The organism is Cellulophaga sp. L1A9, assembly GCF_009797025.1.
GTDB lineage: Bacteria > Bacteroidota > Bacteroidia > Flavobacteriales > Flavobacteriaceae > Cellulophaga.
Genome location: NZ_CP047027.1, coordinates 50,524 through 62,252 on the forward strand (window position 1 = coordinate 50,524; position 11,729 = coordinate 62,252).

The following is an 11,729-nucleotide window of genomic DNA, read 5'->3' on the forward strand; positions in this document are numbered from 1 at the left end:
ATCAAACTTATCTCGGACTGATTTTTGGTAGATTAAAGCTTTTTTCTCTAAAAATAGAAAGTGGCCTTCCGACTTAGCGGCGACCACTTTAAAGTCAAGTATAAATAATTGCTTACAAATCTAATCTTAAAAAGGTGTCGTCAGCAAATTCAATAAGTTCAATACCGTTTTCCGATGAATATAGTATCCTTTGAACGACCGAGTTTTCGGTACAGGGGGTGAAGACATACACGTTGGTAAACTGAAAGCCGTGAGAGGTGATTTCCTTTCTTAAATTTTCTAAGTTTTCAACGATTCCGTCACATTCCAATAAAACGAATCTTTGCGTTGGATCTTGAATCAAATCAATTGCGAACCCTAGATTATCATTTCTATCTGTACCTACCGAAATCTGTATTGTTAAATTTTGCTCCGCAATCTCTAGAATGGTTAATTCGTTTTCAATATTTGTGGCAAAACATTCCTCATCGTTACTGATATCCAGGTCTCGTATTTCATTGGTTTTTGCATCGTATTGGCCGGGTAAGGTTTCTGAATTTACATTTATAAAATTTACAATTGTTGTACTGGTAAAAGGTATAAGTTCCCTTTCCGTGTCGGTCAAGAGATTGTTTACCTCCCCATCATCGGAACAGTTTTCACAACCAGAGGACGACAACAATATTAGAATCAAAAATATCAAGTTTTTCATTGTATTGTTATAAGTTAAAAAAATTAATCACATGATGCTGTAAGCGTATAAGAAAATAATTGATTCAGCTCGGCGGTAGTTACCCCATTGGGTCGAACATTGTTAAGTTTATCTCTCCAAGTTGTCTGATACCTAGATCCGTTAAGAGCTGATTGTATTTGCGATAGGGTATAGCCAGAAACATTGTCTGTTGGTCTTAAGTTTGGCACTGGAAGTGGTAAAATATTTCTTTGGTTCGTGATATCAATTAAATCGATTACTATTGGTGTATATTCAGTCATTCCAGCAGGTGTTTGTAGTTGTGTACCTGAGTTCCAGCCAGTAAATGATGTTGTGGTTTCATTAAAATAACTAGAATCATATCGGTCGTATCTTCTGTTCGTAATTATGGTCTCTACGCCTTCCGCCCAGCTTTCCAAGAGTATGCCCCTTCTACAACTATTCGCCACTATTGAAAACATTCCTGGATCCATTTCACGATGGCCGGCATGTGTAAGTTCATGGGTAGTGGTTGCAAATACCCCATCACTTCCTCTGTAAGAACCATTTCTGATTCTAGTTATCCTAATATCTGAAACTATACCGCTTAACAATGCAGGTCTATGTTGAGAGCTTACATCGTTATCGTAAACGGCCTTGATTTCACAGAACCTCGGTCTTCTAAGGCTGTACTGTGGAATCCATTTTGTATGGTATTCCCATGCGGCATTTTGAATCAAAGAATAAAAATGAGCTCTTCCCGAACCAAAATATTGGTTCCATGCCCCATATTTATAAGTGCTTGTACCCCTATGCCTTGCTTCTACCAATACGGTGCCTTGATTTATTCTGAACCTGGTAGGACTATTAAAATAAACAGCATACTTTACCTTCTTCGTTCTAGTCGAACTACTTATAAAATTTCCCAAGGAGTTCGTTCTGGTCTTTTTTATTACGATAAGACCCCATTTCCTGATTTTGATCTCGGCATCCGCAACACCTATTACCCTATTAGAAGTTGATAGTGCATCCTCCAAAACGGTTACCCTACCGTTAGGACTCCATCTTCTAGCGCTTAGGCTTTCATCCTGATAGTTCGAGTAGTCAATATTAAAATCTTGTAAATTAAGATTCTCATCCATTATATCTTTATAGCTGACAGTTTTACCCTCCTTGTCTGTATAAACATACTTTTCAAGCTCGTCAGAATCAAGGTTGTTGGTAATCTTGACAGCTTCCGTCTCTAGCATACTCAAAAAATTCAATCCATATTTTCTTACCTTAGCGGAAGTTTTGTCCAAGGGAAGATAAACGAACTTTTCTTTTTCGGCGTCGAGTATATCCTCTTCATCAAGGGGAAAGTACATTTCCTCAAGTTTTTCATGCTTTATGTCAGCAGGAAATTTGTAATCAACTGGAAATATAGAATACTGATAGCTATAGGGTAGCGATGGGTCCAAAGACGGGTCAAAATAGCCTACGCCGGATTGGTCTACCTCATAATCCAAAGGCTCGTTCACTATGTCGAGAATTTCATCATCGATAAGTCTTAGATATTCTACGGAATCTTTGGGTAGAAATCGGTAATAGTAATGAGATGCCTTTATCTCGTCACTGGTCTTGGCTGACTTAGCTTGAGCATTTTTTTTAACCGTATTGTTCTCGATTAGATTATCGTAGGCGACTTGCATGTTCGCAACCGTAAAAGGGTTGTTAAGCTTCTTTCCCAATATAGTAGTTTTGTATATTTCGACCTGTTCTCTTGAAGAAATATCTTCCTGTTCGTAATCCAAATCTTTCTGACAAGAGAAGATTAATAAGGTGCTGATAATTACAAAAGTTAAAATAGGACATCGATTTCTCATTTTAACTGGTTTTAATAGCTGTTTATAAATTCTTACAAACGTAATGTTAACTTTTGTAATCATTTTATGATACATGAAATATTAACCTAATGATTAGCTTTTCATAATGTTAACTGTTGATTATAAAATTAAGAAAGCACCAGCCCTTGAGATATGATTCAGTAAAGCTAGTTTTAATATGTTATATTGATTTGCAACTTAAACTAAAGAGGAGCAGTTTTTTTGAAATGGACCAGTGATGCCTTATGAAAATTATTACTTAGCGTACGTTTTGTGACTATGGGCTTCATACCCGTATATCTAACTTACATATCGTGATAACACCCCTTCTATACTTTTAATAGACTTCTTCGTCCAATCAATTTGTTTGATAATTTTCTCATCATCGGTAAGCTGCCAATCATTGCGCTCTTTCTTCAATTTTGTGGTTAGACTTTGTAATATAATTGCTGCGGATACAGAAATATTTAAACTTTCTGTAAAACCAACCATCGGTATTTTTAAAAACCCATCTGCATTTTTTAATACCTCTTCACTTAACCCGTCTCGCTCAGTACCAAAAAAAAGAGCCGTCTTACCTTCTATTTCAAAATCATCCAGCAAACAAGAATCATCATGTGGTGTCGTTGCTATAATTTTATATCCATTTTGTTTTAATGTATCAATGCAACTTTTTGTATTCTCATACCTATGTATGTCTACCCATTTTTGAGACCCCATTGCTATTTGACTATCCAATTGATCGCCATACTTGCGTTCTATAAGATGTGCGTCTTGAATGCCAAAGATATCACAACTACGAACAACAGCACTCGTATTGTGCATTTGAAACACATCTTCTACTGCAACCGTAATTTCATATGTACGTTCCTCCAATATCTGAAGAAAACGTTGTTTGCGTTCTTCAGAGATAAATTCTTCTAAATAATTTAAAAGTTTTAAATCAATCATAAATCGAAGATAATAAAAATATAAAAATGTATATTTTTATAAATAAATTAGCGCACCATATGAAAAAAATTGTTGTTTTAACAGGAGCAGGTATAAGTGCAGAAAGTGGCATACAGACTTTTAGAGATGCAGATGGCTTATGGGAAGGATATGATGTTATGGAAGTTGCATCCCCAAAAGGGTTTGAAAAGAATCCTAAACTTGTATTAGATTTTTACAACCAACGAAGAAAACAACTTCTAAATGTACACCCCAATGATGCCCATTCCGCATTAACCACCCTCGAAAAATATTTTGACACTACCATCATTACCCAGAATATAGATGACTTACACGAAAGAGCAGGTAGCACATCGGTTATTCACTTACACGGAGAGCTGTTAAAAGCTAGAAGCACAAAAATATCTAGAATAGGAACTCCCGTGATTTTAGATTGGAAAAAAGACATGAAATTAGGTGATAAATGTATAAACGGACATCAATTAAGGCCCCATATTGTATGGTTTGGCGAGGCGGTGCCTTTACTGGATAAAGCTATTGAAATTACGCAAGAAGCAGATATTCTAATCATTATTGGAACATCCATGCAAGTATATCCGGCTGCAAGCCTTGTCAACTTTATAAAAAATGATACGCCTATTTATTTTATAGACCCCAGACCTAATATCACTAAAAATGACTTTAACAATTTAAGCATTATAGAAAAAACTGCTGTTGAAGGAATTCCAGAGTTAGTAGCGCAATTAATTAAAACCAATTAATGACGACAGATGCCCTGTATAAAACGCTAAACTCCGTAAATCACTCTAGAGAAAAAAGAGCAGAAATGGCAACACTTGTGTCTACAAATCCATATTTAATCGCTCCCTTATTAGAGATTGCATTTACCACAGACGACCCCATTTCATGTAAAGCATCTTGGGTTTTGGAGTTTAGCGCTAAAGAAAACTTACCTTACCTATTTCCTTACCTCAATCTTTTCACCGCTAACTTAGCAACAGTTCATTTAGATTCTTCAGTACGCCCTATGGCTAAAATATGCGAGTATTTAACGAAAAGCTATTTCTCAAAAACACCGAACAATACTCAGAAAGCTTTAACAAAAAAACATTTAGAAAAAATAACATCCGTTTGTTTTGATTGGCTCATTTCAGATCAAAAAGTTGCTGCACAAGCATATGCGATGACGAGCCTACTCTTACTGGGTGAAAAATTTAAATGGATTCTCCCAGAATTAAAAGTCATTCTAGAAAAAAATTATCCTGAAGGCAGTGCTGCATATAAAGCCAGAGCAAGGTTAACCTTAGCGAAGATAAAATAGGTTTTACCTCGGCAATTATTTACTTGTTAGTTTTTTAGCTGTTTAAGGAATCGCTATATTTACCGCTTCTATAAAACCAATCAATTTCTATAAAATGTCTTTAAACAAACTGAATGCGATTTCTCCGATCGACGGTCGCTACAGAAACAAAGTTGAAAAATTAGCAGATTACTTTTCTGAAGAAGCATTGATAAAATATCGAGTTCGTGTAGAAATCGAATATTTCATCGCTTTATGCGAAATCCCTTTACCGCAACTTTCTAGTTTTGATACTTCTAAATTTGAAACTCTAAGAGAAATTTATACTAAATTTTCTTCTGAAGATGCTTTAGCAATCAAAGAGATAGAAAAAACAACGAACCACGATGTTAAAGCTGTTGAGTATTTCATAAAAAATAAATTTGACGGTTTAAATTTACAAGCTTTTAAGGAGTTTATTCATTTTGGACTAACTTCTCAAGACATCAACAACACAGCAATTCCTCTTTCTTTGAAAGATGCTATGAACGAAGTTTATGTGCCACAGTATTTTGAAGTTCTAGAAGAACTAGAAGCATTAGCATCGGAGTGGAAAGACATACCTATGTTAGCACGTACTCACGGACAACCGGCTTCTCCTACCCGATTGGGTAAAGAAATTCAGGTCTATGTCGTGCGCTTAAAAGAGCAATTTAATTTATTGAATGACATCCCGAGTGCTGCTAAGTTTGGTGGTGCCACAGGAAATTACAATGCACATAAAGTAGCCTACCCTACCATTAATTGGCAGGAATTTGGACAAGAATTTGTACAAGAGAAACTAGGACTTTATCACTCTTTCCCAACTACACAAATAGAGCATTATGATCATATGGCCGCTTTATTTGATACTTTAAAAAGAATAAATACAATTATCCTTGATTTAGATCGTGACTTCTGGACTTACGTTTCTATGGAGTATTTCAAACAAAAAATTAAAGAAGGCGAAGTTGGTTCTTCTGCAATGCCACACAAAGTAAACCCTATAGATTTTGAAAATTCTGAGGGTAACTTAGGTATTGCTAATGCTATTTTTGAGCATTTGTCTGCAAAATTACCTGTATCTAGATTACAGCGCGATTTAACAGATAGTACTGTTTTAAGAAATATAGGCGTGCCCTTTGCACATACCATGATTGCTTTTCAATCTACATTAAAAGGTCTTAGCAAGTTATTATTGAATAAAGAAAAGTTTGAACAAGACCTAGAAAACAACTGGGCTGTGGTTGCAGAGGCTATACAGACAATTTTAAGACGTGAGGCTTACCCAAACCCATATGAAGCTCTAAAAGGCTTAACAAGAACTAATGAGAAGATAAATCAGCAATCTATTGCTACGTTTATTGATACGCTTGAGGTTTCTGATGCTATTAAAGCTGAATTAAAAGTAATTACTCCTAGTAATTATACGGGTATTTAAACGTGTAATAGCTTAAAAATTAAAAAGACCGCAAATTGCGGTCTTTTTTTATGCTTAATCGTAATGTAAATTACTTATTAATTTGAACTTCGTGTGGGTAAGGAATTTCAATTTTAGCTTTATCAAGTGCTAATTTAGAACCTTCGATCGTTGCAAAATACACATCCCAATAGTCTTCTGGCTTACAGAACGGTCTAACCGCTAAATTTACTGAGCTATCGGCTAAGGCCTCTACATTTACTGAAGGTGCAGGATCTTTTAATACTTTAGGGTTCGCAACAAGCATTTCTAAAAGCACTTCCTTAGCTTTTTTCATATCTTCTCCATAACCAATACCAACGGTAGTATCTACACGCATTTTTCCTTCTGCGGTATAGTTAATAATATTCCCATTCGCCATTGCTCCGTTTGGTACAATCGCTAATTTATTTTGTGGAGTGATTAATTTGGTAGTAAAAATTTCTATCTCTTTTACATTTCCTAAAATACCTTGCGCCTCTACTAAATCTCCAATTTTATAAGGTTTAAAGATCATAATTAAAACTCCGCCTGCAAAGTTTGATAAAGAACCTTGTAATGCTAAGCCTATAGCCAAACCTGCTGCTGCAATAACTGCTGCAAAACTTGTTGTCTCTACGCCTAGTTTAGAGATTACAATAATAATTAAGAATATTTTTAAAGCCCATGACAACAAGTTCATGATAAAACGCTTTAGTGATTCATCATAACTACCTTTATCTAAAACTTTATGAAGAGATTTTACTGCTTTTTTAATAATCCATGATCCAACAAGGTATAGAACTATTGCCATTAAAATCTTAGGACCAAAATCCATCACTAGATCAATTCCTTTATTCATCCATACTTCTGCCGTTCCTGCAGTCTCATTGATAACTTCTGCACTTTCTTCCATAATTCTAATTAGTGTTTAAATAATAATTCGTTAATAGTTACTGGCAAATTACGGATAATCAGTCAAAAAAATATCTATTAGCGTTAAAACATTTACCATTAGCGTCAAAAAAACCTCTTCATCTACGTATTGTAGACAAAGAGGCTTCCCTTTTTTTAATTATTTTCTATTTGAAGGCACCTAGCAAACCTTCTAACTGTTTGCCATCAAAATTAGATTTCTCCATCGCTTTTATTAATTGCATTAAGTTAGCAGGGTTCATATTATCGCCTAAAACGCGCACTAAAACAAACCCTTTATCATCGGTATCACCATAAATAATAACCTCATCTATAGCATCATCATCTCCTAAAAATTTAATAGAACCTTTACCGTAACTGGTATTCAACTTCATTAACTCTTGATACTTATCATTTTTTAAAATAGCTTTTACTTTTGCTTTCTCTGCTACGTAATCAGCTGCATTTTCTAAGGTTTTTTTAAAAGCCAATACATTCAACTTTTTAAGCGAGGCATATGCTTTCTTCTGCTCTGGGGTTAAATCTACCTGATCTATATTTAAAAGACTCGCTGGCAAATCAAAAGATAAGAAATTAGGGTTTTCTGCATTATCTACATAATACTCCTGAAGACTTTGGGTAGATGAACAACTAATAAATAGCACCATCAGTGCTATTCCTAAACTAAATTTTACTTTTTTCATTTTTATATCATTTAAAAAACAGCAGAAGGAATATCCAACTGCCGCTTTAACTTCTATTTTATTTTGCTTTTCCTGCCCTATTCAATTCTTTAGGAAGGTTCATTTTGTTCGTTAACGCTCCAATTTTATTTAAATTGATATCTCCTGTGATTGATACCAAAACAGTTTCAATATTTCTACCATTTAAATCTGTTTCCATCGTACCAATACCCGTTACAAACATTAACAACTCTTTTACATGATCTGCATCTCTACCTTCTCTAATAAAAAATTTCACATTAACATCTTCGTCTTTTACACGCATCAACTCTTCCATCTTAGAAGATTTTAAATACTTTTTAACTGTAGACGCCATTTCTGACGAAGTGGCCTTGTCTTCGGTCATAAACACCTTTAAGCTTTTAAGGCCACTGGCTATCTCCATAAAGTCTTTGGCTTCTTGATCACTTTCATCTATCCCGAGAGAACTAACAAAATTTATCATACTCTTATTGACGATTACAGATGACACGCGATCCATATCTTCATATTTGTCGAAAATAGATTGTGAAAATCCAAAAAAAGGTAAAGCTACGATTACTAAAAATAAACTGATTGTTTTCATGATTGATGATTTTTGATTGATTAATTATTGATTTTTCTTACCTGCATTATTTAATTCTTTCGGTAAGTTCATTTTACTTGTTAAGGAACCAATTTTATTTAAATCGATATCCCCTGTTAAAGAAAGCAGTACCGTTTCTACCTTTCTACCTCCTGCTTGTATGTTTTTAACGCCGGTAACAAACATAAGTAACTCACTTACGTGGTCATCATCTTTACCTGCTTTGATATAAAATTTTACGTTTGCATCTTTATCTTTTACACGCATTAGCTCTTCCATTGAAGAAGATTTCAAATACTTCGCCACATTTACAGCCATATCTGCTCCTACTGCTTTGTCTTCTGTGGTAAAAACTTTAAGACTACTTACGCTCTTGGCGATGTCCATAAAATCTTTAGCATCTTGATCATCTACTTCAACATCAATCTTACTTAAAAGATTAAACATGCTTTTGTTCACAATTACAGCAGATACATTATCAGAATCCTCGTATTTATCAAATAAGGACTGCGAAAAACCTATAAAAGGGGTAACGGCTAAGAATAATAGTATAAGGGACTTTTTCATGATTTTTTTTTTAATTATCGTTGTAAATTTTTTGTTTTGTTTGTTCAAACTCTTTTAAATAAGCTATCTTTTCTTTTCCTTTATTAAAGTTTTGTGCCAATAAATTCAAAGCTTTTTTTGTTTCTTGATAGGCATATGCTGCCTGTTCTTTCTCTATACGCTTTTGTTCTATGTAATTATTACCTAAGTACAAACCCAATAATAACATGGCTACTGCTGCTGCCGAAAACCACTTGGTTTTTGATTTCTTATGCTGCAAAGGTATTTGCTTGGTAAATTTCTCTTCTTTAGCATTTGTAAGGTGCGTAAACATCGGCGCATATTTTTCATGCTCTGGTTTTACGCTGCCATTTACAAAGTATTCTTTTAATGCTCTCTCTTCTGCTATAGTTGTTTCTGCATCAAAGTACTTTTCTAGTATGTTATCTATATTATCCAATTCCATAACTGTGTTTTTCTAATAATTTTTCTCTTACCGTTTTTCTAGCTCTTGATAATGCGACCCGTATTGCGGTGGGTTGCATGTCTAACATTTTAGCTATTTCATCATAATCATATTCTTCTACATCTCTCAATTGTAATACCAGTTTTTGCTGTTCTGGTAATTCTTCCATAATTTTTTCTACCCATAAGACACTATCATTTGCTTCTACTTGTCGCTGTAATGATGTGTTTTCATCCTTATAATTACTGTGCACTAACTTTAAATTCCCTGCTTGTTTCGACTTTAGTCGGTCTAAACAAAAATTCTTAGTCATGGTCATGGCAAAAGCTTCTACATTTTTATATTCTTCAATGGCAGAATTCTTAGTCCATAACTTCAGTAATATTTCTTGAGTTGCATCCTCTGCTTCCTCTGTGGAAACCAACAATCTTTTGGCTAACCGAAAGAGCTTGTCTTTAAAGGGCATCACAACATTTAAAAATTCTACCTGTTTCATTGTGGTTGGGTTGTTGTAAACCAGTATTAAGTGGTTTATACTAGGAAGACGAAGTATAACGAATTTTGTTACAAATAATTTCTTTTATTTTTTAGATGTGTCTATTTTAGTGCCATAATATTAAGATACAAACGGCTTTTATAGGACTGCAAGAGGCATACTGTAGGGTATACTTTGGTATAATTAGTGTTATATTTAAAGAAAAAAAATATGAAAAAGTTTCTCCTTTTGTTTTTAGGCTTAGGCCTATTTGCTGTTTCCTGTTCTGATAAAGATGATGAACCTTCAGAAATTGTTACCATAGAATTAAATAGTGAAGTGAATGATTTTGTTTGGAAGGCCATGAATTATTGGTACTATTGGCAACCGGAACAAGCAAATTTAGCCGACGATAGATTTTCTACGACAGATGAATTTTATAGTTTTTTAAATGGTTTTAGCGAACCTGAAGATTTATATGAAGCTGTACAGTCCTCACTGGACAGATTTAGTTTTATGTACGATAATTATGATAATTTAATCAACGCTTTAGGAGGAACATTAACTACAACAGGAATCGAATATACATTGCGAAGACTTCCTTCAGATAGTGGAAATGGAGTTTTAGGGGTGGTACGCTACGTTTGGGCAAATTCTGATGCAGCCGCCAAAGGAATAAAAAGAGGAGATATTTTTTACGCAGTTAATGGTACAGAACTATATGCCGATACCGACTCAGAAGGTTATATCACTAATAGTAATTTAGATTTACTCAGTGCTAGCACTTTTACTTTGAATTTTGGATCTATAGAAAATGAATTATTTAGCCCCAATGACGTAACTATAGAAGTGAATAGCTTAGAAATTACTGAAAATCCAATTTTAATTGCTAAGACTTTAGATGTTAATAGCACAAAAATAGGCTATATCATGTATAATGGTTTTACCAGAGATAATGAAGAAATTATAGATGATGCGTTTTCCCAAATAAAAAGTGAAGGTGCCACTGAATTAGTTATTGATCTTAGATACAACCCTGGAGGATCTACCGCAGTAGCTAATAGAATGGCAGGAAGAATTACAGGTCAGTTTGCAGGGCAGCCATTTATTGAATATATCTATAATTCAAAAAGAAATGGAAATTTTGGATCTACTGATCCTTTTGAATCTACTTACAACGATATTCCTTTAACTAGCTTAGGTTTAACTAAAGTCTATATTATAACTACTGATAATACAGCATCTGCCAGTGAGTTGCTTATTAACAATTTAAAACCTTATATCACTGTAGTTCAAGTGGGAGAAACAACTGTTGGTAAAAATGAATTTTCTATACCGCTTGTGGACAATACCCAACAAACTTCAGATGGGTATCCTCCATATGCTTACTATGGAGCTACTGTCAGTTTAGATGGTATAAATCCGAATCACAAATATGCGCTACAACCAATATGCGGAACTTATGCCAATGCAGACGGTTTCAATGATTTTGCAGATGGTTTAGTACCAGATATAGCTATTATAGAAACTTTAGACAATTTAGGAGAATTAGGAGACCCTGAAGAACCTTTATTAGCCAAGGCTATTGAAGATATTACTGGAGTTACTAGTAAGAGTTTAAAGAAAGTAGTTCCAGAAAGTTTGAAAACAGAAGTTATAGGTAGTTCCTTAAGTTTAAGAAAAAACAATAAAATGGTTTTAATTCGAGATTTTAATTAATTTCAGCACAAACAAAAAAGGGTCAGCATTTCTGCTGACCCTTTTTTTCTATTTTGTG

At 34.2% G+C, this 11,729-nt stretch carries 13 protein-coding genes; 4 read left to right on the top strand and 9 right to left on the bottom strand.

From position 1 onward, the window contains the following. Window positions 1–112: 112 nt before the first annotated feature. The 3 genes from GQR94_RS00240 to GQR94_RS00250 all read right to left on the bottom strand — a co-directional run bounded on the left by GQR94_RS00240 (window position 113) and on the right by GQR94_RS00250 (window position 3,486). A complete protein-coding gene (locus tag GQR94_RS00240) occupies window positions 113–691 on the bottom strand; it encodes a hypothetical protein (RefSeq protein WP_158973446.1) in 579 nt (192 codons plus the stop codon). Window positions 692–714: 23 nt separating this feature from the next. Continuing rightward, a complete protein-coding gene (locus GQR94_RS00245) occupies window positions 715–2,598 on the bottom strand; it encodes a hypothetical protein (RefSeq protein ID WP_158973447.1) in 1,884 nt (627 codons plus the stop codon). 237 nt (window positions 2,599–2,835) lie between these two features. Continuing rightward, a complete protein-coding gene (locus tag GQR94_RS00250) occupies window positions 2,836–3,486 on the bottom strand; it encodes an RNA methyltransferase (RefSeq protein WP_158973448.1) in 651 nt (216 codons plus the stop codon). Between the two features lie 59 nt (window positions 3,487–3,545). Between GQR94_RS00250 and GQR94_RS00255 the strand changes: the two genes are divergently transcribed. The 3 genes from GQR94_RS00255 to purB all read left to right on the top strand — a co-directional run bounded on the left by GQR94_RS00255 (window position 3,546) and on the right by purB (window position 6,245). Continuing rightward, window positions 3,546–4,247 (top strand): NAD-dependent deacylase, encoded by a 702-nt coding sequence (locus tag GQR94_RS00255; protein WP_158979418.1) that lies wholly within the window; start codon window positions 3,546–3,548, stop codon window positions 4,245–4,247. Beyond that, complete coding sequence (locus GQR94_RS00260; RefSeq protein ID WP_158973449.1) at window positions 4,247–4,807, top strand: adenylosuccinate lyase; 561 nt, start codon at window positions 4,247–4,249, stop codon at window positions 4,805–4,807. Before GQR94_RS00255 ends, GQR94_RS00260 begins: the two co-directional genes overlap by 1 nt. A 94-nt stretch (window positions 4,808–4,901) precedes the next feature. Then, window positions 4,902–6,245 carry an adenylosuccinate lyase gene (gene purB / locus GQR94_RS00265; RefSeq protein ID WP_158973450.1) on the top strand — a complete coding sequence of 448 codons (1,344 nt, stop codon included), beginning with the start codon at window positions 4,902–4,904 and terminating at the stop codon, window positions 6,243–6,245. Between the two features lie 70 nt (window positions 6,246–6,315). Here purB and GQR94_RS00270 read toward each other — a convergent pair whose 3' ends face one another. From GQR94_RS00270 to GQR94_RS00295, 6 genes are all read right to left on the bottom strand, one after another. Then, on the bottom strand, window positions 6,316–7,158 hold the full coding sequence (locus GQR94_RS00270) for a mechanosensitive ion channel family protein (RefSeq protein WP_158973451.1): 843 nt from the start codon (window positions 7,156–7,158) through the stop codon (window positions 6,316–6,318). 166 nt (window positions 7,159–7,324) lie between these two features. Further along, window positions 7,325–7,861: a DUF4252 domain-containing protein gene (locus GQR94_RS00275; RefSeq protein ID WP_158973452.1), complete on the bottom strand. Its 537-nt coding sequence runs from the start codon at window positions 7,859–7,861 to the stop codon at window positions 7,325–7,327. A gap of 58 nt (window positions 7,862–7,919) precedes the next feature. Beyond that, window positions 7,920–8,465 carry a DUF4252 domain-containing protein gene (locus GQR94_RS00280; RefSeq protein ID WP_158973453.1) on the bottom strand — a complete coding sequence of 182 codons (546 nt, stop codon included), beginning with the start codon at window positions 8,463–8,465 and terminating at the stop codon, window positions 7,920–7,922. 24 nt (window positions 8,466–8,489) lie between these two features. Beyond that, window positions 8,490–9,032, bottom strand: a complete 543-nt coding sequence (locus GQR94_RS00285; protein WP_025614442.1) for a DUF4252 domain-containing protein — start codon at window positions 9,030–9,032, stop codon at window positions 8,490–8,492. A gap of 10 nt (window positions 9,033–9,042) precedes the next feature. Further along, window positions 9,043–9,477, bottom strand: a complete 435-nt coding sequence (locus GQR94_RS00290) for a hypothetical protein (RefSeq protein WP_158973454.1) — start codon at window positions 9,475–9,477, stop codon at window positions 9,043–9,045. Continuing rightward, on the bottom strand, window positions 9,464–9,973 hold the full coding sequence (locus GQR94_RS00295; RefSeq protein WP_158973455.1) for an RNA polymerase sigma factor: 510 nt from the start codon (window positions 9,971–9,973) through the stop codon (window positions 9,464–9,466). The genes GQR94_RS00290 and GQR94_RS00295 overlap by 14 nt, the downstream gene beginning before the upstream one ends. 210 nt (window positions 9,974–10,183) lie before the next feature. Between GQR94_RS00295 and GQR94_RS00300 the strand changes: the two genes are divergently transcribed. Further along, window positions 10,184–11,671: a S41 family peptidase gene (locus GQR94_RS00300; protein WP_158973456.1), complete on the top strand. Its 1,488-nt coding sequence runs from the start codon at window positions 10,184–10,186 to the stop codon at window positions 11,669–11,671. Window positions 11,672–11,729: the final 58 nt, after the last annotated feature.

Bases quoted from the DNA above. Each gene is read 5' to 3' on its own strand.
- GQR94_RS00240 (WP_158973446.1), bottom strand. From the start codon at position 691: ATGAAAAACTTGATATTTTTGATTCTAATATTGTTGTCGTCCTCTGGT.
- GQR94_RS00245 (WP_158973447.1), bottom strand. From the start codon at position 2,598: ATGATTACAAAAGTTAACATTACGTTTGTAAGAATTTATAAACAGCTA.
- GQR94_RS00250 (WP_158973448.1), bottom strand. From the start codon at position 3,486: ATGATTGATTTAAAACTTTTAAATTATTTAGAAGAATTTATCTCTGAA.
- GQR94_RS00255 (WP_158979418.1), top strand. From the start codon at position 3,546: ATGAAAAAAATTGTTGTTTTAACAGGAGCAGGTATAAGTGCAGAAAGT.
- GQR94_RS00260 (WP_158973449.1), top strand. From the start codon at position 4,247: ATGACGACAGATGCCCTGTATAAAACGCTAAACTCCGTAAATCACTCT.
- purB (WP_158973450.1), top strand. From the start codon at position 4,902: ATGTCTTTAAACAAACTGAATGCGATTTCTCCGATCGACGGTCGCTAC.
- GQR94_RS00270 (WP_158973451.1), bottom strand. From the start codon at position 7,158: ATGGAAGAAAGTGCAGAAGTTATCAATGAGACTGCAGGAACGGCAGAA.
- GQR94_RS00275 (WP_158973452.1), bottom strand. From the start codon at position 7,861: ATGAAAAAAGTAAAATTTAGTTTAGGAATAGCACTGATGGTGCTATTT.
- GQR94_RS00280 (WP_158973453.1), bottom strand. From the start codon at position 8,465: ATGAAAACAATCAGTTTATTTTTAGTAATCGTAGCTTTACCTTTTTTT.
- GQR94_RS00285 (WP_025614442.1), bottom strand. From the start codon at position 9,032: ATGAAAAAGTCCCTTATACTATTATTCTTAGCCGTTACCCCTTTTATA.
- GQR94_RS00290 (WP_158973454.1), bottom strand. From the start codon at position 9,477: ATGGAATTGGATAATATAGATAACATACTAGAAAAGTACTTTGATGCA.
- GQR94_RS00295 (WP_158973455.1), bottom strand. From the start codon at position 9,973: ATGAAACAGGTAGAATTTTTAAATGTTGTGATGCCCTTTAAAGACAAG.
- GQR94_RS00300 (WP_158973456.1), top strand. From the start codon at position 10,184: ATGAAAAAGTTTCTCCTTTTGTTTTTAGGCTTAGGCCTATTTGCTGTT.